The 24,620-nt window shown below is 48.7% G+C and carries 21 protein-coding genes and 1 tRNA gene; 14 read left to right on the forward strand and 8 right to left on the reverse strand.

What is annotated here, in order from left to right:
* Nucleotides 1–14 precede the first annotated feature (14 nt).
* Nucleotides 15–1,013, forward strand: a complete 999-nt coding sequence (locus GS601_RS00310; protein WP_162421157.1) for an ABC transporter substrate-binding protein — start codon at nt 15–17, stop codon at nt 1,011–1,013.
* Here the strand turns inward: GS601_RS00310 and GS601_RS00315 are convergent.
* Complete coding sequence (locus GS601_RS00315; RefSeq protein ID WP_162421158.1) at nt 1,010–1,861, reverse strand: Uma2 family endonuclease; 852 nt, start codon at nt 1,859–1,861, stop codon at nt 1,010–1,012. The genes GS601_RS00310 and GS601_RS00315 overlap by 4 nt on opposite strands.
* A gap of 74 nt (nt 1,862–1,935) precedes the next feature.
* On the opposite strand from GS601_RS00315, the gene GS601_RS00320 reads away from it, so the two are divergent.
* Both GS601_RS00320 and GS601_RS22775 read left to right on the forward strand, forming a co-directional pair.
* Entirely contained in the window at nt 1,936–2,094 is a 159-nt protein-coding gene (locus tag GS601_RS00320; protein WP_162421159.1) for a hypothetical protein, read from the forward strand.
* Between the two features lie 56 nt (nt 2,095–2,150).
* Nucleotides 2,151–2,594: a hypothetical protein gene (locus GS601_RS22775; protein ID WP_202924761.1), complete on the forward strand. Its 444-nt coding sequence runs from the start codon at nt 2,151–2,153 to the stop codon at nt 2,592–2,594.
* On the opposite strand, the gene GS601_RS00330 is transcribed toward GS601_RS22775, so the two are convergent.
* A tRNA-Val gene (locus GS601_RS00330) sits at nt 2,568–2,639 on the reverse strand. The genes GS601_RS22775 and GS601_RS00330 overlap by 27 nt on opposite strands.
* Before the next feature lie 174 nt (nt 2,640–2,813).
* Between GS601_RS00330 and GS601_RS00335 the strand changes: the two genes are divergently transcribed.
* The 3 genes from GS601_RS00335 (at nt 2,814) to GS601_RS00345 (ending at nt 6,606) form a co-directional block, all read left to right on the forward strand.
* Entirely contained in the window at nt 2,814–3,866 is a 1,053-nt protein-coding gene (locus tag GS601_RS00335; protein ID WP_162421160.1) for a ParM/StbA family protein, read from the forward strand.
* Nucleotides 3,848–4,126, forward strand: a complete 279-nt coding sequence (locus GS601_RS00340) for a hypothetical protein (RefSeq protein ID WP_162421161.1) — start codon at nt 3,848–3,850, stop codon at nt 4,124–4,126. The genes GS601_RS00335 and GS601_RS00340 overlap by 19 nt, the downstream gene beginning before the upstream one ends.
* Nucleotides 4,127–4,287: 161 nt before the next feature.
* Nucleotides 4,288–6,606 (forward strand): CHASE2 domain-containing protein, encoded by a 2,319-nt coding sequence (locus tag GS601_RS00345; protein ID WP_162421162.1) that lies wholly within the window; start codon nt 4,288–4,290, stop codon nt 6,604–6,606.
* A 12-nt stretch (nt 6,607–6,618) separates the two neighbouring features.
* Here the strand turns inward: GS601_RS00345 and GS601_RS00350 are convergent, their stop codons facing one another.
* The 4 genes from GS601_RS00350 to gloA all read right to left on the reverse strand — a co-directional run bounded on the left by GS601_RS00350 (nt 6,619) and on the right by gloA (nt 11,686).
* Nucleotides 6,619–6,768 carry a hypothetical protein gene (locus GS601_RS00350; RefSeq protein WP_162421163.1) on the reverse strand — a complete coding sequence of 50 codons (150 nt, stop codon included), beginning with the start codon at nt 6,766–6,768 and terminating at the stop codon, nt 6,619–6,621.
* Nucleotides 6,769–6,774: 6 nt separating this feature from the next.
* Nucleotides 6,775–9,450, reverse strand: a complete 2,676-nt coding sequence (gene clpB, locus GS601_RS00355; protein ID WP_162421164.1) for an ATP-dependent chaperone ClpB — start codon at nt 9,448–9,450, stop codon at nt 6,775–6,777.
* A gap of 104 nt (nt 9,451–9,554) precedes the next feature.
* Nucleotides 9,555–11,057, reverse strand: a complete 1,503-nt coding sequence (locus GS601_RS00360) for an iron uptake porin (RefSeq protein ID WP_238392869.1) — start codon at nt 11,055–11,057, stop codon at nt 9,555–9,557.
* A gap of 200 nt (nt 11,058–11,257) precedes the next feature.
* On the reverse strand, nt 11,258–11,686 hold the full coding sequence (gene gloA / locus GS601_RS00365) for a lactoylglutathione lyase (protein WP_162421165.1): 429 nt from the start codon (nt 11,684–11,686) through the stop codon (nt 11,258–11,260).
* 171 nt (nt 11,687–11,857) lie between these two features.
* Between gloA and GS601_RS00370 the strand changes: the two genes are divergently transcribed.
* From GS601_RS00370 to eno, 3 genes are all read left to right on the forward strand, one after another.
* Nucleotides 11,858–12,121, forward strand: a complete 264-nt coding sequence (locus GS601_RS00370; protein WP_162421445.1) for a WD40 repeat domain-containing protein — start codon at nt 11,858–11,860, stop codon at nt 12,119–12,121.
* Between the two features lie 145 nt (nt 12,122–12,266).
* Nucleotides 12,267–12,977 carry a hypothetical protein gene (locus tag GS601_RS00375; RefSeq protein ID WP_162421166.1) on the forward strand — a complete coding sequence of 237 codons (711 nt, stop codon included), beginning with the start codon at nt 12,267–12,269 and terminating at the stop codon, nt 12,975–12,977.
* A 392-nt stretch (nt 12,978–13,369) separates the two neighbouring features.
* Nucleotides 13,370–14,647 carry a phosphopyruvate hydratase gene (gene eno, locus GS601_RS00380; protein ID WP_162421167.1) on the forward strand — a complete coding sequence of 426 codons (1,278 nt, stop codon included), beginning with the start codon at nt 13,370–13,372 and terminating at the stop codon, nt 14,645–14,647.
* Nucleotides 14,648–14,805: 158 nt separating this feature from the next.
* On the opposite strand, the gene lipB is transcribed toward eno, so the two are convergent.
* Nucleotides 14,806–15,483 (reverse strand): lipoyl(octanoyl) transferase LipB, encoded by a 678-nt coding sequence (gene lipB / locus GS601_RS00385; RefSeq protein ID WP_162421168.1) that lies wholly within the window; start codon nt 15,481–15,483, stop codon nt 14,806–14,808.
* 193 nt (nt 15,484–15,676) lie between these two features.
* Between lipB and hpf the strand changes: the two genes are divergently transcribed.
* The 4 genes from hpf to GS601_RS00405 all read left to right on the forward strand — a co-directional run bounded on the left by hpf (nt 15,677) and on the right by GS601_RS00405 (nt 20,275).
* Entirely contained in the window at nt 15,677–16,309 is a 633-nt protein-coding gene (hpf, locus tag GS601_RS00390) for a ribosome hibernation-promoting factor, HPF/YfiA family (protein ID WP_162421169.1), read from the forward strand.
* Between the two features lie 315 nt (nt 16,310–16,624).
* Nucleotides 16,625–18,673, forward strand: coding sequence for an elongation factor G (locus GS601_RS00395; RefSeq protein WP_162421170.1), 2,049 nt, complete (start codon nt 16,625–16,627; stop codon nt 18,671–18,673).
* A 190-nt stretch (nt 18,674–18,863) separates the two neighbouring features.
* Complete coding sequence (locus GS601_RS00400) at nt 18,864–19,475, forward strand: cytochrome b/b6 domain-containing protein (RefSeq protein ID WP_162421171.1); 612 nt, start codon at nt 18,864–18,866, stop codon at nt 19,473–19,475.
* Nucleotides 19,476–19,582: 107 nt separating this feature from the next.
* A complete protein-coding gene (locus GS601_RS00405) occupies nt 19,583–20,275 on the forward strand; it encodes a molybdopterin-dependent oxidoreductase (protein WP_162421172.1) in 693 nt (230 codons plus the stop codon).
* A 235-nt stretch (nt 20,276–20,510) separates the two neighbouring features.
* Here GS601_RS00405 and GS601_RS00410 read toward each other — a convergent pair whose 3' ends face one another.
* On the reverse strand, nt 20,511–21,251 hold the full coding sequence (locus GS601_RS00410; RefSeq protein ID WP_162421173.1) for a peptidylprolyl isomerase: 741 nt from the start codon (nt 21,249–21,251) through the stop codon (nt 20,511–20,513).
* 561 nt (nt 21,252–21,812) lie between these two features.
* On the opposite strand from GS601_RS00410, the gene GS601_RS00415 reads away from it, so the two are divergent.
* Entirely contained in the window at nt 21,813–24,572 is a 2,760-nt protein-coding gene (locus tag GS601_RS00415; RefSeq protein WP_162421174.1) for an AAA family ATPase, read from the forward strand.
* Nucleotides 24,573–24,620: the final 48 nt, after the last annotated feature.

The raw sequence follows: 24,620 nt of genomic DNA on the forward strand, positions 1-24,620 counted from the left end.
TGCTGAACATCGTAATGAGCAAATCTCTGCATCATTTTCTTCGCCTTTCTGTTCTTCTGGGACTTACCTTAGTGATGGTGATAGCTTGTCACAAGCTGCCTGCTCAAAAAGTCCTTGCTCCAAATGGCAAGCTACCAACCTCTGAATGCCGAGTTGTTAAACATGATTTGGGAGAAACTTGCGTACCACTGAATCCTAAGCGGGTTGTAGTTTTGGGTGCAGAACTAGATGGGTTGGTTGCTCTAGGCGTTAAACCATTTGGCACAACGGCGGAGATGAAACCTTACCTTAAGCCTTATCTAACTCAGGCTGAAGCTGAAGCGATTAAGTATGTGGGAGTTAAGGAGACAGGTCCCAGTTTAGAAGCGGTGCTAAGCCTCAAACCTGATTTAATTTTAGAAGTGGCTTGGGGCAATTCACTGACCTACCAACATCTATCGCAGGTTGTACCAATGGTTGTGGTGATCCCTGAGTCTGATGGGCAATGGAAACCAGCCTTTCTCAAGTTTGCTGAGGCGTTGGGAAAAGAGCAGGAAGCAAAGCAGGTGCTAACCAACTATGATGCTCGATTGGCAGAGTTCAAAGCTAGAATGGGCGATCGCCTCAATCACGTTAAAATCTCTCTAGTTCGGATTTACCCGAATGGAATTTCCTTTTACCTTAAAACATCATTCTCCGGGTCAATCTTGGCAGAGGCAGGACTGAAACGCCCACCAGCGCAAGATAAAGCACCCAGAGGACAAAACCAGGAACAGGTCAACAAGGAACTGATTCATGTTTTAGAAAGCGACATGATGTTTGTGTGGACATACGGGCATACCTCAGATATTGCTCGCAGTGCCCAGGTAGCACTCAAACGGTTGCAGTCCGATCCGCTTTGGTCAACCCTAGAGGTGGTGCAGCGCAATCAGATCTATGAAGTGCCATCGCTCTACTGGTTCGGAAACGGGCCGATCGCAGCCAATCTAGTTGTAGATGATCTATTCAAGTACTTTTTAGACCAGCCAGCTTAACGCTCTAGCGCCGATCGCACTTCCTCCTCTGACAAGCTCAACGCCTCGGCAATCTGGACTGGGGTGAGATTGAGCGATCGTAAGCGCCCAACTGCATCCAATCGAGCTTGCCGCTCCTGATCAGCCCGTTCTGCCCCAGTCAAAATCACCTGTCCTTGAGCATCGCACCAGCGCAACCACAGCCGCGTTACTTCCTCTTCAAATTGCCCTTCCCACAGCGTTAACCCTAGCTCGCTCGTTTCCAACCAGACCGATTGCCCCACCTGCACAATGCCTACTGCCGAGGTCACTTCCACGTAACGCCCAGATTGCAGCGTCCACACGCGCAGCAATGCGCCATTCATTTCCGCCTCACCCTGAGTTTGTTGAAGTGGGTCGAAGACAACATAGTACGGCACTCCCACTTGTGCGTAGGTCTCTTTCTTACTCGCGACCTTGCCCTTTTGCCGCGACTTCTGACTCAAGCTCAGTTCATCGCCTTCCTGGTTGGAGACAATCTCAACGCAAACATCGGGAACTTTGCCAAACTCCCAAACGAAATAAGAACGATTGCGCCGTTCGGACAGGTCTTCTGCCCGCTGCACACCCAGACTCAGCAACACATCGGGCACAATCGGGTCGCCCTTGAGTTTGTAGAATAGCCCTACATCAGCTTCGGCAATGAAGGGTAAGGGAACGGCTCTGGAACTGTAGAGCGCATCGATCAGCAATCGCTGCTGCTGAGCAGACTGAAAGTTGTCCACAGGCGTATCGTCCTCAATCACCAGGTGGCTGATGTCAAGCTCGGTGACGATTTCTGCACCATCTTGCTCTGCATCCTCTTCTCGGTTGAGCAGTTGTTGAGTCATGGCGGCGAGGAGAACTCAGCAGTACGATTATACTCTAGGTTGAGTGCGATCGCACCAACGCCGCTTGGCTTGTAATGGATGAGGCAACCAAGGTATTAATTAAGAATTATTTTCAATTGCTAGAGTTCAAAAGCGATGACGATCGCGCTCAACCCCTAAAAATTCCGTTTAGAAGCCAAAAAACTCCCGCTAGGAGCCAAAATCGGCTGACACGAGAGTACGCTTTACAATAAGCTGCTGAGCGAGCATTGATGGCTCCAATAGACCCAGGTTTTGAGTTGCTGCTGCTATGCCGATTCCCCTTCAACAATACGGAACGCTCTTGGCAGGCTATCTTAAACCGCAGCAAGGGCGCGTGATTAGCTTGGCGATCGCACTGCTCAGCAGCATTGCCTTGCAAATCATCAACCCGCAAATCTTGGGGTACTTCATCGATACAGCAGTTCAAGGAGGATCACAGCAAGCCTTATTGACTGCAACGATCGCATTACTGACGCAAGCAACTGCGATCGCGGCAACAGAAAAACTCCTTGATTGCTCAAGTTGTTTCTACATGCCTCCTAAGCTTCTAGATCGCGACAACGGTTTGACCAGCTTGCTCGGAAAGGGAGATGGCGTCTTTATAGCGTTTCGTGGCATTTTAGGGATCTCTCCAAACAGAACCAGCGCCCTGTCAGGAATGCTGAAACTATTGACTTATCAGGAATGGGCGATACTGGACTCGAACCAGTGACCCCTTCCGTGTGAAGGAAGTGCGCTACCACTGTGCTAATCGCCCTTGCAGCCCCAGTATACCATTTTGAGGAATCTCTGCGAGTCAGTTTCTGCGCTTGCTTACGTTTCAGTTTTCTGCTTGGGTTGACAGAATTACCGAAGTTCAATATAGTACTTGTGTACTAACAAACTGGCTGCCAGGTAACAGAAGCTCTACATAATCCTTGAGGAGAAAGCTATGCCCTTTGGAACTCGACAGACAAGCGTGAGAAAAGATGCGATCGCACTGGGGGGGACTTGCCGAACCAATTTTTCGGAAACGGGTAGGACAATTGCTCTCGATGCTGGAAATTATGACCTGAAATTTTGGGACGGCGCAGGGCACCCAAGAGCCATTCGATCCGTTAGGTTTCAGCTTCCTCAAGGTCGCGATCCCGTTCGTTACTCGGAGAGTTCTCCTTTAGTAGAGTTGCCTGATGGCTCACGTTACCACTTTGGCACGCAAGCTTACAAGTACCGCAGGCAGCAGCAAACCGTTGTTGAGAATAAAGTTGAATTAGCTCGCCTGCATTTGTATGCGTGTTTAGAACCAGAGCGCAAAGAAGAGATTTGTCATTACCCGCTCCAGCTTTATGTTTCGACCCCTGATCTCATGAGAAATGCCGATGCACTGCGATCGCAACTTCTCGGCATTCATGAATTTAAACGGAACGGTATTCCCTACCGCGTCACAGTAGATCATGTAGAAGTCGAACGGGAAGGGATTGGTTCCTATCGCTATGCTCAACAGTTGGGGATCATTCCTGATAGTGGGTATACGATTGTGATAGATATTGGCGGCGGCACTTGGCTATCCCGCCTGATCGACGCAGAAGGAGACGTGATTGATGAGAACGTCATGGATCGCGGTGGGTCTTATGAACTGGCGACTGCCATTAGCTTTGATCGCCGCTTGGCAGATCTTCTAGGCACAACGGCTGACCCTGCGATCGTCATGGATGGCTTCAAAGCTGGACACACCTATGCCGATACTGGGTTGTCCTGGTCGCTTTGGCTCGAAGAATATCTCGATCCTTGGTTTAAGGGCATTTTTCAAACCGTGAAAGCTCAATACACACCCTACATGGCACGAGTGACTCGGTTTTTAGTCACAGGGGGAAGTTCCCATCTGATCTCCGAACGCCTTGCCGGTCGCCAACTTTTTGCGGTCATGCCCGATCCTCAGTTTGCAAACGTGCGGGGGCTGTTTCCGATCGCGGAGGGACTGCAACTATGTATGACAACAAAGTAAGGCTGAGCAAAGATGTAATCGACAAGGCAGAACTGATCGCCGCTGAGTGGGGTTTAAAAAATGCCAGGGCAGCGATCGAAGCGGTGTTCCGAAAGTATGCAGATGATTATCTGTATGGGCGCATGAATGGAACTGGAATCCCCGGTTCGGCTCAACCTCAACGCGCGATCGATTCGCTTCGCCTTGCTTCGAGAGATCGAGATAGTCAGTCTGTGTCGTGTGAAGCGCTAGATCAGTTAGATGATTTGTTAGGCATGTGAGGCGAGCACAGTACGCGATTTTATACCCTGTTTGATGCCCTTGTTTGATGTAGTTGTTTGATGCACTGTGAAAGATTCTCATAGGCATGATTGCCCTTCATTCCGTTTGAATTAAGCTCCAGGCGGGATTAATTGAGCAGTGAGCCTACCTATCTCTTCCAATGCTGAAAAACGTAAAGCGGATTGTTTGGCAGTGGCGCGGCGTTCTGATTGCTGCGCCTAGTGTAGCTGGATTAGTCGTCTTAGTGCGCCTCACAGGGATGTTGCAACCGCTTGAATGGACATCCCTCGATCAATATTTCCGGTTGCGCCCAGAAGAGCCAAAAGATCCGCGAATTACGATCGTAGGTGTCACTGAAGCAGATATTCAAACCTATGGCTTTCCGCTGCCCGACCAAACATTGGCAACAGTGCTCAAGAAAATTAAGCAGCAGCAGCCTAGGGCGATCGGGCTAGATCTATACCGAGATTTGCCCGTTGGCACAGGCTACGCTGACTTAACGAGCCTGTTCAAATCGACCCCCAATCTGGTTGGCATCCAGAAAGTAGTGGGCAGAAATGGCATTGGCACGGTTGCGCCGCCGCCTGTGCTAAAAAAATTAGGTCAGGTCGCCGCTAATGATTTGGTTTTAGATGGAGACGGAAAGCTGCGTCGGGGGTTGTTGTCGATCAGCGATGCTTGCAAGCTGCCGTGTGGAAACGCGGCAGAGCCTGACGCAGCTAGGCATGAACCGCAAGAGCATTTAAGTTTAGCGTTTGCCCTCTCGCTTCTGTATTTGCAGAAGGAAGGTATTGAGCCAGAAGCGACCGAGAGCGGACGCATTAAATTAGGGCAGACGGAACTGGTGCCGTTTGAGGCGGATGATGGCGGATACGTGAGGGCAGAAGCCGCTGGATATCAGATCTTACTCAACTATCAGGGCAGCGATCGCTTTGATGTCATCCCCATCAGCCAGGTTTTGCAAGACACCGTTGCGCCAGAAAAATTCCGCGATCGCGTTGTGTTGATCGGCTCGACGGCAGAGAGCTTGAATGATTTTTTTGAGACGCCCTATAGCGTGCGCTGGCAGCAGTTGCGCCATCCTACCCCCGGCGTTGAGCTTCATGGTGAGTTGGTCAGTCAAGTTCTGCGTTCGGTGCTAAACCAGCGTCCGTTTCTCCGCACCTGGTCGGAGGGGCAAGAAGGGATGTGGATCATTGGATGGGCATTTGTGGGTGCATTATTGGTGTGGCAACAGCGATTTGCGTTGCACTGCGCCGCAGAAAAAGGCACGGAAACAATGCGCGATCGCCTGCTGACACCCCATTTTCAATCGCTAAAAATCTTGCTGAGCTTGTTGGTCGCAAGTGTCGGTCTGTTTGGGCTAACCTATCTTGCCTTTTTGCAAAGCGTTTGGGTTCCGGTTGTTCCGCCGTTTTTAGCCCTGACTGGATCTGCGATCGCAGTGACAGCGTACTTGGCTCAAAGCGCGGCTGAACTGAGAAAAACCCTCGGACGCTATCTCACCAACGAAGTGGTTTCAAACCTGCTCGAAACGCCGGAAGGCTTGAAACTAATTGGAGAGAAGCGAAAAATTACCATTCTAATGTGTGATATTCGTGGCTTTACTAGCATTTCAGAACAGCTTCCACCGGAACAAGTTGTTCTGTTGTTAAACATGTATTTAGACATCATCACAAAAGTGATTCAACAATATAACGGAACCATTAACGATATTACAGGCGATGGCATTGTTGTCTTCTTTGGTGCGCCGCTTCAGCAAGACAATGATTCCCATCGGGCCGTAGCGTGTGCGATCGCAATGCAACTTGCGATGGAAACGGTGAATCAGCGATCGCAAGCGCTGAGCTTACCAACACTAGAGATTGGCATTGGGATCAACACCGGAGAAGCGGTGATCGGCAACATTGGTTCTGAAGAGTTGGCAAAGTACACGGCGATTGGCAGCCATGTTAATTTGGCGGCTCGGATCGAGTCATTCACCGTTGGTGGACAACTCCTCATTTCGCAGACAACCTACGATGAGGTGCAATCTGTGGTGCAGCTTAGCGGGCAAACGCAAGCCTTTTTAAAGGGGGTGAGTCAGGCAGTGCCGCTCTACGATGTCAGTGGTATTGGTGAGCCTTACAGCGTGTTTTTGCCAGAGGAGCGCGATGTAGTTGTTGTGCTAAAAGATGCGATCGCGCTGGAGTATGAAATCTTAGAAGGAAAGCATTTGGCAGGCGAACGGATATCTGGAATGTTGACCAAGCTATCGAGCAAAGGCGCTGAGATCGATGGGATGAAAAGTCCACCACCATTAAGCAATCTCAAGCTGAGAGTGTTTTTTGGTTCAGAAGTGATGGATGACATTTATGCTAAAGCGATCACTAAAGACGCAGAAAGCGAAACTAGTTTTCAGATCCGATTTACAACGCTACCCAAAAAAGTAGAAGAGGCATTTCAAACATTACGCGGCGATCGTCGCGCAAGAAAATAAGAATTACTTCGCTTAACCCTTTAGCCAAAGAAATCGCAAACGAAATTTCTTACCCAACATATTATTTTCTTGAATGCGATCGCCAGTCTCAATCTCTAACAAATCACAGTTTCGACAATCATAAACCTCAACCGAACCCACAACACCCTCGGCTCGTAGCATCGCTGATTAAGATTCCACGACAGAAACAACAGACGGTATCGAGGCTGAAGTGCTCGTCGCTAAAGACTTTTTGGTAAAAGCAAGCTTTCCATCTACAAGATCAATCACGATCGTATCCCCCTCGACAAAGGTGTTTTCGAGCAATTTTGTAGCAATCGGGTTCTGCACCTCTCGTTGGATCGCTCGCTTGAGCGGACGCGCCCCATAGGTTGGGTCGTAGCCCAACTCTGCAACATGATTGCGAGCCGCCGTTGTCAGTTCTAACAGAATTTTTTGATCAGATAGCAGCGCCTGAATTCGCACCAATTGCAGCCCAACGATTTCTCCAAGTTCCGCACGGTTGAGCGCATGAAACAAAATCGTATCATCAATGCGATTGAGAAACTCTGGTCGAAAATGTTTGCGTAATGCACTCATCACTCGTTTCTGCATTTCTTCGTACTGAGAGTCATCACCAGAGACATCGAGAATGTATTCACTTCCGATGTTGCTAGTCATGACGATAACAGCATTGGTAAAGTCAACGGTGCGACCTTGAGAATCGGTAATGCGCCCGTCATCGAGAACTTGAAGCAAAATGTTGAACACATCCGGATTCGCTTTCTCGACTTCATCCAACAGCACCACAGAATAAGGCTTCCGGCGAATTGCCTCAGAAAGCTGTCCGCCTTCGTCGTAGCCAACATAGCCCGGAGGCGCACCGATAAGACGCGATACAGAATGCTTTTCCATGTATTCAGACATGTCGAGCCGTACCATCGCCTCTTCCGAATCGAACAAGAACTGTGCGAGGGCTTTGGCAAGTTCTGTTTTCCCGACTCCTGTTGGTCCTAAAAACAAGAACGATCCGATCGGGCGACCGGGATCTTTCATGCCCGATCGGGCGCGGCGAATGGCAGCCGCAACAGCTTCTACAGCGTCTTGCTGACCAATCACCCGCTCATGCAAGTGATGTTCCAAGTTCAAGAGTTTCTGCCGTTCGGTTTCCAGCAATCGATTCACCGGAATGCCAGTCCACTTCGCCACGATTTCGGCAATATCTGCCTCTGTCACCTGCTCTCGCAGCAGTGAGGTTCCATCTGCCTGCATTTCTAGCAGTTCAGCTTCTTGAGTCTCGCGATCGTGCTGCACTGCTTCCAAGCGACCATATTTTAACTGCGCGGCTGTATTGAGATCATAGGCCCGTTCTGCCTGCTCGATTTGCAGCCGCAACTGCTCTTCTTCTTCTTTAAGAGATTTAATTTTTTCTAGAATTTGCTTCTCGTTTTGCCACTGCGAATCAAACTCGTCTTGCCTCGGTTGCAGTTCGGCGATTTCTTGTTCGATGCGCTCTAGCCGATCTTTTGACGATCGCACCAAGCCCGTAACGCTCGCTTTGTTTTCGCCTTCAATAGATAACTTTTCCATCTCAAGTTGTCTGAGGCGACGCTCGATCTGCTCTAGCTCGGTTGGCTTGGAGGTAATTTCCATCTTGAGTTTGGCAGCCGCCTCGTCTACCAGGTCGATGGCTTTGTCGGGCAAGAAGCGATCGCTGATATATCGGCTCGATAAAGTCGCGGCGGCAACTAAGGCAGAATCGGTAATGTTGACGCCATGATGGACTTCATAGCGCTCCTTCAGCCCTCGCAAGATCGAAATGGTATCGTCCACCGACGGCTGATCGATCACCACTTGTTGAAACCGCCGTTCCAATGCCGCATCTTTCTCAATATATTTGCGATACTCATCAATCGTCGTTGCCCCGATGCAGCGCAATTCTCCCCGCGCCAACATCGGCTTGAGCAAGTTGCCCGCATCCATGTTGCCCTGCGTTGCGCCCGCCCCCACGACGGTATGCAGTTCGTCAATAAATAGAACGACTTGCCCATCAGAATGGATCACTTCTTTCAGCACGGCGCGTAGCCGATCTTCAAACTCGCCGCGATATTTTGCCCCCGCGATCAGAGAACCCATATCGAGCGAAATTAAGGTTCGACCTTTGAGAGATTCGGGCACATCGTTATTGATAATACGTTGCGCCAACCCTTCTGCGATCGCAGTTTTGCCCACGCCCGGTTCACCGATCAGTACCGGATTATTCTTCGTTCGGCGAGATAGCACCTGAATCACCCGGCGAATTTCTTCATCCCGCCCGATTACCGGATCGATTTTGCCTTCTCTCGCATGCTCGGTTAAATCTCGCCCAAATTTTTCTAAAGCAGAATATTTAGACTCCGGGCTTTGATCCGTCACTTTCTGGCTGCCCCGCACCTCTCGAATCGCCGTATCGAGTTTGGCACTATCGACATTAAACGTCCGCAAAATCCGCATTCCCAAGCGCGGATCGTTAGAGAACCCAACCAGAAAATGCTCGATAGAAATAAAATCATCTTGCAGACTAGCGCGAGCCGCTTCAGCGCGATCGAGCATCGTATCGAGGTAGCGACCCAGATAAAGCTGCTCGCTCGTGCCCACCTTGGGCTGGCGGCGCGTGTATTCATCCACCTGCTGCCACAGCCGCGTTGCATCGATCCCAGCCCTAGTAAAAATCTTGCCAGCTAAGCTATCTTGTTGCTCTAGCAAACTGATCGCCAGATGCTCAACTTCTAGGTTCTGGTGTTTATAGCGCCGCACGACATCTTGTGCCTGTACGATCGCTTCCCATGCTTTGTCGGTAAATTTGCTTGGGTCTGTGGGTTGCATGTGGTCGAATGAATGGGGTTGAATCAGGGTCTCGGACTTTCATTGTAGCGACTCGTGAGTCGGAGTTAGTACTCTGAAGCACGAGAGGCTCAAGCAGTTTAGGGTTAAAACGAATAAAGCACTCGCACCGTCCATTCCCAAATTGTTGGACTCTTGCGGTTATTGGGGTTAGACACAATCAGCAATGCCGGACTGAGATTAATATGCTCACTGAGCGCCAAGCCGAAAAAGGCTTCTATATTGGTCTGGGTCGCGTTTCCTAACCTGCTGGTGACAAACGGTTGACCCACCGCAACTCCCGCTTTTGATCCGGGGATTAAGAAGTTTTGAATCGAAACCCCCAGTGCCCAAGTTTTTGGATTGAACTCCAACTCTTCTGCCAAGATTGAATTGAAGCCTTGATAGCGACCAATTCCCAATCGCCCGAAGATGCCAAAGATGCCATAGCGACGCCGAATGGCCCATTCTGCGTTGATCCCAGCCGCATCGATCTGGGTGCCGTTAATCTCAGCATGGGTATATTGCAAGCGCACGGTAATCGGCTGATTGGGCACGGTATATTCCGCTTCTAACGTGGCTTGGTAGCGGTCTTGAAACAGACCTGCTGCCGGATCAGAGGCATCGGCTGCCGCATACAGTGCCCGTAGGGTTAGATTATTCCTGACATTCCAAGCAACGGCGGCTCCGGCTCCCCCAAAGCGATCGACTTCGTTTTGGGTAATTAGAGGATTGTTTGCGAAAAAGCTGGAGCTAAAATTTTGTCCTGACTGATTGGCAAAACTGTTGCGATCGATAAAATCACTGGGCGGTAGCTGAGAGCCAACGGCAACTTCTACCGTTTCAGATGGGCGAAACGCATAATACAGTTTACGCACCCGCACCCCCTGCGCTACCCCAACCGAGTCAATGCCACCGCCATCGGCAAGCATGCCAGTGGTTCCGAGTAGATTTTGACGACGATTGTGAGCCTCTGCCACCGCATCCTGCCCCTCGTTACCGGCTTCTAGCTGGGTCACGAGCCGATCTGAACCTTGAAAGCTAGTGATCAGATCTAATCGAGTCCGATTGATCACCGTCAGACCCGAATCTGTGCCGTCTGTGGTCGCTAGATCAATGCGCCCATTTAGTTTAGTTGTCGTGGAAAATTGTTGTCTTTCCAACGCGGTGGCGCGATCGGTGATGGTGTCGAGGCGCGATCGCAGCGTCTCTAATTCCTTGCCGTAGAAATTACTTAACTGACGAATCGTTGCCACATCGTCTTGCACGGTTCCACCCGCATCGCTTGCCAATAGCTGCTCCTCGACTCGGCTCACCACCGTATTCAAAGCAGCAGCAAACTCGTAGCGGCTCATCGGGCGATTGCCCCGAAAGGTTCTGTCAGGGTAGCCCCCAAGGACGCCATAGCGCTCGATCAAGGTTTGCAACGCCTGAAATGCCCAATCGCCAGGACGAACATCTGCAAGCTCTGAAACCGAGGTAACCTGCTCTATTGGCTCATCAGACGGCTCATCCAAGGGGTAGGTTTCCTGCGCCCAGACAGGCAGCATAAACGCCAGAACACTAATTCCCCCTAAGCTTTGTGCTATCCAGTCAATCTTCTTCACCATTGACTCCTTACCTCCACCTTGAGGAGTATAAGCGCTCAACGGAGGCAGAAACCAGAAAACCGGCTAGTAGATTTTCAACACTAAGTGGAGGGCATGGGCGGATAGACTAGATTACTGAGCGACCCATCCACCCATCGACTCCTACTCCCCCAGTTCCACCTTGACAGACCCCGAAGAACAGAACGTTTATTGGTCAAGCATTAGGATGTACTAGCGGCGACAGGCGTTTGAGCGGTTGACTCTTGAGACTTGAGTTGAATCAGTTCGACCTTATAGCCATCCGGATCTTCGACAAACGCGATCACCGTTGAGCCGTGTTTCATCGGTCCTGGTTGGCGCGTGACATTGCCCCCTTGGGCAGCAATTTCTTTACAGGTCACGTAAATGTCATCTACCCCGATCGCGATATGTCCGTAAGCATCCCCTAACTCATAGGTTTCCTGCCCCCAGTTATGGGTTAGTTCAATGACAGTATTTTCTGATTCTTCACCATAGCCAATGAATGCCAGAGTAAATTCTCCGCCTGGATAGTCTTTTTGGCGCAAAAGTTTCATGCCCAACACCTCGCAGTAAAACCGCAGCGATCGCTCTAAATTTCCAACCCGCAGCATGGTATGCAGTAAACGCATGATGAGTTCTCCTCGTGGTTCTGACGTTCATTGTGCCAAAGTTTTGCAGAAATCTCTAAGTTTGGGCTTAACGTTCGGATGTTTCCTGGTTCAAAGCATTGAAACCTAGGTGTCCCAAGTTCAGAGCTTGGCTTTTTTCCTGGAAGCGGCAGTCAAGATCACGCTGTCAAGATTTGGGACGCAAATACAGGCGACTGTCTCTGGACGTTATGCGGTCATACCGACTGGGTGAGAGTCGTTGCGTTCAGCCCTGATGGTCAAATGTTGTGCAGCAGCGATCAAGACGGAGTGATTTTGGGCTGGGACATGCAAACCTTTGAATGCATCAGAACCATCAGAATTTCTAGACCTTATGAAGGCATGAGGATTACAGGAGCAACAGGCTTGACTGACGCTCAGAAAGCTTCGCTTGTTGATTTGGGCGCGATCGCATAACCAAAAAATATCGAGACTCGTTTTGAATCTGTCGCGATCAGGAACGAAACTTAATTTCTCTGAGTTTGCGCTTTCTTCGGAGTTGCGCTAATCGCCGAGCAAATCGCTAGAATCAAACTATAGCCTGTCAATCGAGCCACACATTATGCTATCTCGCCTCATGAGTTCTTGGATGCGAAACGGGGCAATCCTTGCAGTTGTGATGTCCAGCGTTTTAGATTCTCGTGCGATCGCTCTGCGACCTTCCGAAGGAATCGCTCTGCAAACACCATCAGCAGAGCTTCCGATCGTGCGATCGTCGATCTTACAGCCCAATCTGCGAGTGCCGTGGTCGCAACCTGTTCGAGTCATTGATGCATTTGAAGGCGAATCCCTCGCTGTATTTGATCAGAATTATTTTTCGCGATCGTTTCGTAATAGCAATGGTCAGGTTAAAGTCGTCAGTCTGTGGAAGCCAAATGCTGTTCGTGTCTTACTAGCCTACAGCGGAAGAGAATGCACGATTGGCACAAGGCGTAACTTTGGCGCGATCGCTCATCGTTCGTTTCACCGTCGATTATACGCCTCAAGGTTTGGATATTATCCATTTGGCTACTTTGATGATGGATTTCCCAATTCAGTTTGCATTGTCAATAATGGCACTGAGAAAATTACTGGGCTATCCGTCAAAGTCGGAGAGCGGGTTTTTCAACTCGACAACAAAAATGGTCAGTTTCCAATTACCTCAGAACTCGCAACTGTCCTCAAAAGCGCGCCAGAACAAAATGTTCACTTGAGGGCAACTGCCGATAATGGGGAAGTCGTTGATAGCGTCATCGGTCAGGCGACGGTTAGAGCTTGGAAGAGAATTTACTGAGGGTTGAGTGAATTCAAAGGCTGACTCGTTGTCATGAGAGCGCTTGGTTGGCAGCAAATTAGGTAGCGGATGTAACGGATAAGTGGCTCATTATCGTTCAAGATCTAGGGCTAGAACCGATAAGGCATCCGTTACATCCATTATCAAAATCCGTTGCCAATATTTCTATTGCAAATAAGACGGTAAACAAAGAGCTTGAAAGGGAGTCGCACAAACGGCAAATTCTCCTCAATGTCAGGACAGCATGAATTTCATTACCTAGAACGCTCCCCAGCATCGTATTCTACGAAGAGGCAAAGCCGCAATCGCCATCCGCGCAACGCGCATATTCAAAGAGGACGATTCTTTGCTCATCCTTCACGCCTACTCTCTTTGCTGAGGTCTACATTACCATGATTGATACCCTTGATACCGCCATTGAGGCGATCCGCGCCCGTGAGATTCTCGATTCGCGGGGTCGTCCTACGATCGAAGCCGAGGTCTATTTAGTGGGGGGCGCGATCGGCGTTGCTCAAGTGCCAAGCGGAGCGTCTACCGGAAGTTTTGAAGCCCATGAACTGCGCGATGGTGATCAGCGCCGCTATGGTGGTAAAGGCGTCCTTCAAGCTGTGAAAAACGTTGAAGAGATCCTTGCACCCAAGCTCCTCGGTTTGGATGCAGTCGATCAAGAACTAGTCGATCGCACCATGATCGATATTGATGGCTCTCCTAATAAAGCAAATTTAGGCGCAAACGCCATCTTGGCAGTTTCGCTGGCGGTTGCTAAAGCTGGAGCCGAAGCCCTGGGTCTACCCCTCTATCGTTTTTTAGGCACTCCTCTCTCTAACCTGCTGCCTGTACCGTTGATGAATGTGATTAATGGGGGTGCTCATGCGGATAACAACGTTGATTTTCAGGAGTTTATGATCGTTCCGGTGGGGGCAACTTCCTTTAAAGAAGCGTTGCGTTGGGGGGCTGAAGTGTTTGCATCTCTGAGCAGCGTTTTGCATGACAAAGGGCTGCTTACAGGCGTTGGAGATGAAGGCGGATTTGCGCCCAATTTAGAATCGAATCAAGCGGCGCTAGATTTACTGATTATGGCGATCGAGAAAGCAGGATACAAGCCCGGTGAGCAGGTTGCATTAGCACTGGATGTAGCGGCAAGCGAATTCTACAAAGATGGGCAATATACCTACGATGGCAGCGCTCATTCCCAAGCGGAGATGGTGGATTATTTAGCGAAGTTGGTGAGCCAATATCCAATTGTATCGATCGAAGATGGCTTGCATGAAGATGACTGGCAAACCTGGCAATCGCTGACTCAAAAAATTGGGGATCATTGCCAACTGGTTGGCGATGATTTGTTTGTCACAAATATCACACGTTTGCAAAAAGGAATTGACAGTCAAGCTGGAAATGCAATTCTCATCAAGCTCAACCAGATTGGTACGCTAACAGAAACGCTACAAGCAATCGATTTGGGATTGCGAAATGGATATCGCTCGATTATTAGTCATCGGTCTGGCGAAACGGAAGATACTACGATCGCAGATCTGGCTGTTGCTACACGAGCCGGTCAAATTAAAACGGGGTCGCTGTGTCGTAGCGAACGGGTCGCAAAATATAATCGGCTGCTGAGAATTGAAGATAATTTAGGCGATCGCGCTGTTTATGCAGGACTAATGAAGTAGTTTCCGAAACTAGGGAAAAGACGGCTGAACATGGTGTAACGTTCACACAGGGCAGGTAAGAACAGCCAACGTGCTTGTCGTATAGGCGATCTCTCTAAGAGATCGCCTATTTTGTATGAACCTGTGTGTGAACCCGAAAAAATAGAGCATCTAAAACTTTAAGCTACCTTCAGCCGCACCTTAAAAACTTCGGCGAATGCGATCGCAACGTCCTCTCTTACCTGCTCCACACTCACCCCAGACACAAACTGCTCTAAACTGCCCACCGGCTTATCTTCGATGCCACAGGGGACGATTTGATTAAACCCAGTTAAATCAGGATTCACATTCAACGCAAAGCCGTGCATCGTAATCCAACGGCTGACTTTAATACCGATCGCCGCTAATTTACACCCTTCCACCCAAACTCCAGTCAATCCCGAAATTCGAGTTCCCTCAAGGCTATACCGTGCCAACACCCGGATGATTACTTCCTCTAGCTGGCGTAAATACCAATGCAAATCTTTCTGATAATAATGCAAATTTAAAATCGGATAGCCCACCAGTTGTCCAGGGCAGTGATAGGTCACCTCGCCCCCACGCTCAACCTGATGTACCTCATCGTTAGATTGCATCCGATCAAACTTCAAAAACCGGGCATCTGCCCCCTGCCCAAGGGTGTAAACCGGAGGATGCTCTAGGAGAACCAAGACATCTTCTAGACTGGGATCTTGCTTGCGATCGCGCACCAAGACCTGCTGCCAACTCCACGCTGCCAAATAAGGCATCAATCCTCGATTGTAGAGAACGCAAGTGCGAGGCGGCAGATCAACCACGGTATATCTATCACCGGTCATGGGTTACGGCAAATCGCCCAGCTTTCTAGCGTGATAGATATTATGTGAAAGATCAAGGAGGAGACTACCCAAAATGCAGATTTGGTAGGTCAAGAATTGTCAACAGATGCAAAACATTCTAAACGAAGCTGTGAGCCACAATACAAAGTGATAGTGTTGAAGTACACCCAAACCTTTCAGGGGAATGCAGCTTATGAAGCTTGTTATCCAGGGAAAGAACATCGAGATTACAGATGCGATTCGTGAGTATGTCCAACAAAAAATAGAAAAGGCGGTTAATCACTTTCAAACGTTAACAACCGAAGTAGATGTTCATCTGTCTGTTGCTCGAAACCCGCGAATTCCAAAGCAAATTGCTGAAGTCACAATCTATGCTAACGGCACCGTTGTTAGAGCCGAAGAATCGAGTGAAAACCTCTACGCTAGCATTGATTTAGTTGCCGATAAAATCGCGAGACAACTGCGAAAATACAAAGAAAAAAGAGTTGATCGGCGGCATGAATCGATCAAAACTACTGAAGCCCTGAGTGATCAGCCCGTCGTAGCAAACTTGAACCTCGATCGCACCCCAGAACTCCCTGCTAGTGTGGTCAGAACAAAGTATTTTGCGATGCCACCGATGACCCTCGATGAAGCCCTAGAACAGTTGGAACTCGTAGATCACGACTTTTATATGTTCCAAAATGTGCAAACAGGAGAAATTAACGTCATTTACGAGCGAAACCACGGTGGGTATGGTGTAATTCAACCGCGCAAAAACAACGGTCACCCTCACCAAAACGGCAAACAAACTGACAAAGCTGTGGTGAAATTAGATCATCGATAAATCAAACGTGGGGGTGTTTAATGCACCCCCAATTTATTAAGAAAATCCGTTGGTTTTACGCTCAATTGTTCAACTTGATTCATACTTCTTGCACGGTCAATTCTGAGTAGTCAGAATCCCCATAAAAGAGAAAATGCTGCTGATTTCAAGCCGCTTCTAACTGTGGAAATTAGCAACTAAAGCCTCTCTATTTCTTGCCCAATAAGAACAGATTTCTGCCCCTCAATATTGCTGCTCAATGCAGCGATCTGATCGCTTATTTCGCGTGTAAATGAGCGAATCGATATCCTTTTACCTTTTTCAAGGAGAACTCGTATGAAAGCCCAACAAACCTCCGGTATCCGAAGTGTGGCGATCGTGGGTCCCTATCTCAGTGGTAAGACGACACTCTTGGAAAGCTTGCTGTGGGTCACAGATGCGTTGACTCGCAAAGGCAACGTTCAAGACAAAAACACCGTTGGTGATAGCGCCCCAGAAGCCCGCGATCGCCAAATGAGCGTTGAACTAAACGTTGCAAGCACGACTTATAACACCGTACGATTTACGTTTCTCGATTGCCCCGGTTCGATTGAGTTAGCCCAAGAAAGTTTGAATGCCCTGGTGGGAGTCGATGCCGTTGTGGTGGTGTGCGAACCTGTTGTAGACCGGGTTCTTACCCTTTCACCTCTGTTTAAATATTTGGATGATTGGGAAATTCCGCATTTGGTGTTTCTCAACAAAATGGATCGTGCCGATGTCGATTTTATGGATGTGCTGAATGCGCTAAAAACGGTGTCGAGCCGCCCGTTGGTGCCTCACCAATACCCTATCGGGCGGGGAGAATCGCTGATCGGATTTATCGATCTGGTGACCGAGCAAGCCTATCACTATCATCCAGGCGCACCGGCTGATCCGATTCCGTTTCCTGATGAATTAAAAGAACAGGAACAGATCGCCCGCATGGAAATGCTAGAAACGCTCTCTAATTTTGATGACCACTTGCTAGAGGAACTGCTAGAAGAAATCAATCCATCAGAAGAAGAAATTGTTCAAGATCTAAAACTGGACTTAGGCGCAGATCTAATTGTGCCTGTCTTTTTTGGGGTTGCCGATCGCGATTTTGGCGTGCGTCCACTCCTTGAAGCCTTGCTCCGAGAAGCCCCCGAACCCGAAACTACCGCCGAACGACGGGGCATCACTTTAAGTGCAAGCACCCCTCTAGCACAAGTGCTAAAAACCTATTTTACGCCTCAAGGTGGAAAGCTATCTCTGGTGCGAGTTTGGCAAGGCGCGATCGCAGATGGCATGACCCTCAACGGCATCCGGGTTGGCGGCATCTACGAGTTAGGACAACAACAAACCAGCCTCAACCAAGCCCACTCAGGGCAAATTGTCGCCTTGGGGCGCATGGAAAGCATTCACACCGGGGATACCTTAACCAACAGCGATCAGCCGTGCAACGAGCTTCCGAAAGCGGAACAACTTGCGCCGGTTTTTGCGGTTGCGATCGCTGCCGAAAAACGCAATGACGAAGTAAAGCTTACAAGCGCCTTGGCAAAACTATTAGATGAAGATAGTGCGCTGCGGTGGGAACACCATGCCGACACCCATGAAATTATTCTGTGGGGGCAAGGCGACATTCATCTGCAAATTGCTCTTGATCGGCTGCGGCGAAAATTTAACCTGCCCATGAAGACCAGCAAACCGCAAGTGCCCTACAAGGAAACGGTGCGGAAGTCGTTTCTCTCTCACGGACGCTACAAGCACCAAACAGGCGGACATGGGCAGTTCGGCGATGTCTATCTCGATATCAAACCCATGCCCCGAGGCGAAGGATTCCGGTTTGCCGAAACGATTGTGGGCGGCGTTGTGCCAAAGCAATTTTTTCCTGGTGTTGAGATGGGCGTGCGAGATTACCTCGCTCAAGGCCCTTTAGGGTTTCCGGTGGTGGATGTCTCGGTCACGCTGACCAACGGGTCGTATCACAGCGTCGATAGTTCTGAGCAAGCGTTTAAGCAAGCGGCACGAATTGCCATGCAGGAAGGCATGATGCGCTGTGAGCCAGTGTTGCTTGAGCCAATCGTGCGGATTACGGTTTCGGTGCCCACAGATTTCACCTCAAAAGTCTTGCGAATTGTGAGTGGGCGGCGGGGTCAAATCTTGGGCTACGATGCGAAAGCAAATTGGATCGGGTGGGATGAGGTGGTTGCATTGTTACCGCAAGCTGAAATGCATGATCTGATTGTAGAACTGCGATCGCAGACCCTAGGCGTGGGTTTCTTTCAGTGGGAAGCAGATCACCTACAAGAAGTGCCCGATAAGGTGGCAGAACGAATGCTGGCGGCATCAGGATCTAGATCAGGATCTGGGAATGGTAAAAAGTAAGTCGATTCAGAATTTAGAAGTCTACCCGTTCTGTCGGTTCACTCTGTTAACGTAACTCCAGTGATTGCCCGTGATTTGTGGTGGGTTTATGACCGACCTACGATCGCGGGTTTTTTGTAGGACACAGTAAGATAGACCCTGACAACGATAGACCGCAAGCCATAAATCCTGCCATCTTTCACCCCTAGCCATGACCAGCAATTCTTTAGAGCGCCAACCTGCTCGGATGCCAAAACGCCCTAAGCAAGCCCTTTTAGCCAAGATTTTTCACTGGGTTAATATCGTGAGTGTGAGCATCATGCTGACCAGTGGATTGCAAATTTACAATGCAAATCCGGTCTTTGGTGGGCGGGCAGGTCCTCATGTTTTTCCGTTGTTTACCCTGGGAGGATGGCTAGCAGGAGGGCGTGATTGGCACTTTGCCGCAATGACGCTGTTTGCGCTAAATCTGCTGTGGTATGGAGTTTACATTGGGCTGACTCGTCGCTGGAAAAATCGATTTGTTGGGGGTAACGATGTAAAAGCGCTGCAAGTGGGTCAAAACCAGAAACGCAACGCCTATGCTTGGCATCGCATTGTTTACACCGCGATCGTACCTATTCTTTTGCTCGCGGTCTTCACCGGCATCGGCATGTACAAACCCGCGCAGTTTTACTGGATCGTTGATGCGTTTGGCGGCTGGGATGCCCTGCGAATTGTGCATTTTATGACCGTTCCGACCGTGATCGGGTTTGCGATCGCACATTCGCTGCTTGCTCTCAAAGTCGGTGGCACCCGCCTTTTAGAATCTATGTTTTGGTAGTTCCATCTGCACTTGTAAAACTTAGCGACGCATCCCCAATCTCTGCGGTTACAGTTAAATCGTCGTCTGCTTTTATCGCGGTTCCCGTCCCTCATTTTTCCCACCTCATGCACCGTCGTCAATTTCTCCACCTCACCGGGCTTTCTAGCGCAGGTCTTTTGCTGTCGGGCTGTGGCACAAACTTTCTGTCAGACCTCGCAGGAAATGCGACAGAACCGTTTAACCAAAAGGTTGAAGAGTTGCTGCTCAAGCCTCAGACCCTGGTTCCAGAGTTTCCCATCAGCCAGATTGAGCCAGAAAAACTGTTGGTGAATACGTTTAGATCCACACCGCAAATTGACCCCGCCCAATACCGATTGATCATTGATGGCGAAGTCGCTCAGCCGATGCAGCTTAGTTTAGAAGATATTTACAAACTGCCGTTTCGGTCGATGGTGATTCGGCATGTGTGCGTTGAGGGTTGGGCCGCGATCGTGCAGTGGGGCGGCGTGCCGTTACGAGAATTAATTCAATTGGCACAACCGAAGAACAGCGCAAAGTATGTCTATTTTCAGTCTGTCGATCGCTATTACGAAAGTTGGGACATGGCTTCGTGTTTACATCCACAAACACTAATGGCATATCAGAAAAATGGCGAACCCCTGCCGATTGACAATGGCGCACCGTTGCGGCTCGCCGCACCAATTAAGCTAGGATATAAGCAAAGTAAATGGGTGACTCGAATTACGCTAACGAGCCAACTTCTGAAATATAAAGGGTATTGGGAAGATCAGGGCTACGAGTGGTTTGCAGGACTGTAAATTGATAGGTAAGCTGATCGTGCCAATTACTATTAAAACATCATTTAGAATGATATTTCTAACATGTGTTGTCGCTATCATTCTACGATCGTAAGCTATGCAGAGCATTGAAAGGTTGAACCCACGGGTAGCAATCGCTGAGAAACAGATAAAACAAATGGAAATTGAGCTTCTATCTGCCTATTTGCTGCCTATTACCGATGAAAAGTTTTCACTTATGCTCTAGCTGCCCATTCTATAGTTCCTGGGATTGCAAAACGCAATTCAACGTTTTTTCTAACCAGTTTTGAAATCGCTTTTGTAGAAGCTCTTGTCGTAACTCAGGAGTCAGCTTTGCGGGCAACAATTTTTCTACCATGAGCACATGATAGCCTTGGTCTGTTGCCACAGGAGTTAAGACTTGCCCAATCGCCTGATCAAAAACGCTTGCTGCAATCTCAGGCTGAAGCATCCGACGGTAAAACAGTCCGGCATATCCGCCGTGAATGTGCCTCTGCTCATCTACATCGTAGAGGTAGGCAGCCTCGTAGAAACTGATTTTAGAGCTTTTGATCTGGTAAAACACCTCTTGGGCTAATCTTTCGTTGGAAAAGATGATTTGATAGAGCGAAACTTGGTCAAAGTCGGAGCGATGTTCGGCAAAGTGTTGTTCAACGTCTTGGTCAAACAAGGTTTTCATCAACTTTTGGATCAACACGCGATCGCAGATGCCTGATTCCCAATCATCGGGTGTAATTTGCTGTTTAGCGAGCCACGCCAGGGCGTCTGCTGCGCGCTCTAATTGGGCTTGACGCCGAAACTGATCTGCCTCATATTGAATCTCCTGAGAGGTCACAACAATGCCGCGATCGCGAGCTACTTTATCCACGATTCGCTGATAGACAATCTGCTGACACACCTCTTTGTAACGAACGTTTTTTTTCAAAAATTTAACAATCTCGTCAGGCTCAGGAAAAGCCGCAATGCGAGCATCCATTGGTAAAACTATGAACGGCTTGACAGGAAGAAATCGCCTTAACGGTAGACTGAATCTGCACTGCTGATGGGCTAAAAGCGAATTTATGAATCTCCAGTCTAAGGTGTGTAAAAGCTTTGGCTGCAAAGGGGCACAGCTTTTACACGAGTTGTGGCAACACCGCAATCTGAGCCATGAATCACCATAGTTTTCTCACCTTTAGGCACGACAATCTTGAGTAGTTAGATCTAACAGCCCATTCGGTTTGAATCAGGAATATTTTTAGAGTAAGAGCCATGAAAACCTGGATAGCAACTGTTTTCCCATTGGTGTCTGCGTGCAGTTTATGTTGCGAATCGCACCTTAAAGTTCAAAAAATTGTTTAGGATACATTTTTAGGACAATGCAGGACTCTTATCTAACCCAAAACTTGGGTAGTTAAGTCGGCAAACTCCATTTAGACCTACTTAGGATGTAGTAGATTTCACAAACATACTTTACAAACAGTTGGGCAACCAGAGGTAAAATTTAATCCATTACCGATTCAAGATCAGAACGTCTGATCTCCTTTAGAATCAACTCATGGAAATCCTCTCGGTCAGCCTCAAAAATTTCAAGTCTCACAGCGATCGCTCCTTTGTGTTTCAACCCGGAACCAATGCCATTTGTGGCGAAAACGGCGCAGGCAAGACAAGCATTCTTGAAGCGATCGCGTGGGTTTTGTTTGACTACAAAGGCGATTATAAAGTTGAAGATTTAGTCCGCAATGGTGCCAACAGTGCCCAAGCGCGAGTTTGTTTTGTGTCGAGCCGAGATCAGCGAACCTATGAAGTGCAACGCTGCACGCGAGCGGGCTACACGCTGTTTGACCCGCAATTGGGAGAAAGACTGGGCTACAGCCGGATCAAAGAAGAAGTGTTGCCGTGGCTGCGAGAGAATCTAGGCGTTCCCGTGGGGACAGATTTAGCCAAACTTTTTTCAAACACTATTGGCGTTCCGCAGGGCACGTTTACGGTAGATTTTCTGCAAACCGCAGAAAAGCGCAAACCGATTTTCGACGCAATTCTCAAGGTCGAAGAATATCGTCAGGTGAATCAGCAGATGCTATCTCTAGAAAAATATGCAAAAGCTGAAACAGAACGCTTAGATCGAGAGATTAAACTGTATGATGAATCTCTGCAAGAATGGGAACCTCTAAGCCAGCAACGCCATGCGATCGCTAGAGAAATATCACAAATAGAAATTGATCTCACCCATTGGCGGCAACGCTTAGACCAGCTTCAGAACGAGCAAGAGGGCTATAGCGCGATCGCTGCCCAAGTTCAGCAACTTACCTCGCAACTCGAAAATCTCAGTACCCGTATTCAGTCTGGCAGCCTCAACCTTGAGCGGCTCAACGCCGATCTTGCCATTGCGGAAAAAGCAGTTGAAATTTGCACCACGCATCGAGAAAATTATCATACTGTTTTGCAGGCAGAAGCAATGCTAAAACAATTGGAGCGCGATCGCGCGACGCAACAAGACCTGTTGCAAAAACGGCAAGCTCTGATGGAGACTAGTGGCGCTTACCAAACCCAACTTGCCACAGTGCAGCAGCAGATCGAGCGGCGATCGCAGGTTGAAACAGAACTTAAACGGCTTGAGCCACTGATCGGGCAGCAAACAGATCTGGAAACGCAGCAGCAAAACATTAACCAACAGCTACAAGATTGCCAAAGCTGGAGACAAACGATCGCCCGTGATGAACGTCGATTAACTCAACTTGAGACGCATCAAAAACAACTTAGCAACGAAATTGAGCGGCTAGAAGCATTGGGCGCGATCGTTCATCAAATTCCCTATCTCGAACAGCAACTTCAACGCTATCAGCAACAGCTTAGTCGGATCGAAGCGGCTACTCAATTTGAATCGGATTTGCGCCAAATCATAACGCAAGCTCAGACGCGAGAAAGTATTCATAACCGCCATATAAAAAACGCTACCGCAACATTAAAGGAACTGCAACAGGCAACACCGCTGTGGTCAACCCAAATTGAGGAGGTGCTGGTTGCGTTGGGCAATGGCTCTACCTCTCAAGAGCAGTTGATGGCAGACCTTCAAAGTATTTTAGATGACTTGTCTGAGCAAATTTTGGCTGAGCGACTAAAGCAATTGCAGCAGGAAACTCAAGCTCAGTTAGATACGGCTCGGAGTCAGCAAGCGCAATATTTTACCCTTGAAGTTAAGTTTGATGATGAAGAAAAGCTAGCGACTGAAGTAGAAGAGGTGCGATCGCAGCTAGCTCAAGCCCAAACGCAGCTTGCGTCAGAACCCGACCTAAAGCAGCAGTTAGCCTATCTCACAGGTCAACTTCAAACCCTTGAAAACCCTCGCGAACGGACAAGAATTTTACAGCGAGACCTCAACCAACAGGCAAATTTAGAGTCTCAGCAGCAAAAACTGGAGACACTGACTGCAAACATTGGAGGCGCGATCGCAGATCTAGATGCTCAACTCCAAGCCTTTGCCCATCTTTCTGCTCAGCTTTATCAACAGCAAGAACTACGCGAACGCCATCGTAAAGATTATCAAATCTACTTAGAACATCAGCAATCTGCTAACAGCTATAAAGGTCGCAAACAGCAACTTGAAGAAGCAGCAAATGATTTACAGTTGCTTCAGCAACAAGAAGCCGAACTTGCAACCCAGAAAGCAACCCTAGCCAAAACTTATGATCCTGAAAAAGTGGCAGACGTACAAAAAAATTATCAAGAAGCAAAAACGCAACAGATTACGCTAACTGCAATGCTACCTGAAAAACTAAAACGTCTAGAAGAATACGATGAACGGCTATCAAGACTTCAGGTCATTCAGCAAAAACGTACACAAGCGCAGGCAGACCAAAAACGCAAACAAAAAACCGAGCGATTCATTAAATTTGCTCGTAAAGCTTACAAAGAAGCAGGACCTAGAATCACAGAACGTTATGTTCACAACATCTCGCGGGAAGCCGACAAACTATTTCGCGAGCTAATGAACCGCCCAAATGTTGCCCTAGAGTGGACTCGTGACTATGAGATTGTGATTCAGGAGGGCGCTCATTCCCGTCGCTTCATTAATCTTTCAGGAGGAGAGCAAATGTGTGCGGCGTTGGCGGTTCGACTGGCGTTGCTCAAGGTGTTGGCAGATATTAATATCGCCTTTTTCGATGAGCCAACCACTAATATGGATAGACCCCGACGCGAAAGTTTGGCAGATGCGATCGCAAACATCAAAACCTTCCGTCAACTCTTTGTCATCAGCCACGATGACACGTTTGAGAAAGTGACAGAAAACATCATTGTAGTGGAGCGAGACGCCTAACTAAGGTGCATTTTTGGGGACAGATTCGTGCTTCTGTACATTCGATTT

This window comes from Myxacorys almedinensis A (assembly GCF_010091945.1).
GTDB lineage: Bacteria > Cyanobacteriota > Cyanobacteriia > Leptolyngbyales > Leptolyngbyaceae > Myxacorys > Myxacorys almedinensis.

Excerpts from the sequence above, each read along its gene's own strand:
- GS601_RS00310 (WP_162421157.1), top strand. The coding sequence starts at position 15 with ATGAGCAAATCTCTGCATCATTTTCTTCGCCTTTCTGTTCTTCTGGGA.
- GS601_RS00315 (WP_162421158.1), bottom strand. The coding sequence starts at position 1,861 with ATGACTCAACAACTGCTCAACCGAGAAGAGGATGCAGAGCAAGATGGT.
- GS601_RS00320 (WP_162421159.1), top strand. The coding sequence starts at position 1,936 with ATGGATGAGGCAACCAAGGTATTAATTAAGAATTATTTTCAATTGCTA.
- GS601_RS22775 (WP_202924761.1), top strand. The coding sequence starts at position 2,151 with ATGCCGATTCCCCTTCAACAATACGGAACGCTCTTGGCAGGCTATCTT.
- GS601_RS00335 (WP_162421160.1), top strand. The coding sequence starts at position 2,814 with ATGCCCTTTGGAACTCGACAGACAAGCGTGAGAAAAGATGCGATCGCA.
- GS601_RS00340 (WP_162421161.1), top strand. The coding sequence starts at position 3,848 with ATGTATGACAACAAAGTAAGGCTGAGCAAAGATGTAATCGACAAGGCA.
- GS601_RS00345 (WP_162421162.1), top strand. The coding sequence starts at position 4,288 with ATGCTGAAAAACGTAAAGCGGATTGTTTGGCAGTGGCGCGGCGTTCTG.
- GS601_RS00350 (WP_162421163.1), bottom strand. The coding sequence starts at position 6,768 with ATGCTACGAGCCGAGGGTGTTGTGGGTTCGGTTGAGGTTTATGATTGT.
- clpB (WP_162421164.1), bottom strand. The coding sequence starts at position 9,450 with ATGCAACCCACAGACCCAAGCAAATTTACCGACAAAGCATGGGAAGCG.
- GS601_RS00360 (WP_238392869.1), bottom strand. The coding sequence starts at position 11,057 with ATGGTGAAGAAGATTGACTGGATAGCACAAAGCTTAGGGGGAATTAGT.
- gloA (WP_162421165.1), bottom strand. The coding sequence starts at position 11,686 with ATGCGTTTACTGCATACCATGCTGCGGGTTGGAAATTTAGAGCGATCG.
- GS601_RS00375 (WP_162421166.1), top strand. The coding sequence starts at position 12,267 with ATGCTATCTCGCCTCATGAGTTCTTGGATGCGAAACGGGGCAATCCTT.
- eno (WP_162421167.1), top strand. The coding sequence starts at position 13,370 with ATGATTGATACCCTTGATACCGCCATTGAGGCGATCCGCGCCCGTGAG.
- lipB (WP_162421168.1), bottom strand. The coding sequence starts at position 15,483 with ATGACCGGTGATAGATATACCGTGGTTGATCTGCCGCCTCGCACTTGC.
- hpf (WP_162421169.1), top strand. The coding sequence starts at position 15,677 with ATGAAGCTTGTTATCCAGGGAAAGAACATCGAGATTACAGATGCGATT.
- GS601_RS00395 (WP_162421170.1), top strand. The coding sequence starts at position 16,625 with ATGAAAGCCCAACAAACCTCCGGTATCCGAAGTGTGGCGATCGTGGGT.
- GS601_RS00400 (WP_162421171.1), top strand. The coding sequence starts at position 18,864 with ATGACCAGCAATTCTTTAGAGCGCCAACCTGCTCGGATGCCAAAACGC.
- GS601_RS00405 (WP_162421172.1), top strand. The coding sequence starts at position 19,583 with ATGCACCGTCGTCAATTTCTCCACCTCACCGGGCTTTCTAGCGCAGGT.
- GS601_RS00410 (WP_162421173.1), bottom strand. The coding sequence starts at position 21,251 with ATGGATGCTCGCATTGCGGCTTTTCCTGAGCCTGACGAGATTGTTAAA.
- GS601_RS00415 (WP_162421174.1), top strand. The coding sequence starts at position 21,813 with ATGGAAATCCTCTCGGTCAGCCTCAAAAATTTCAAGTCTCACAGCGAT.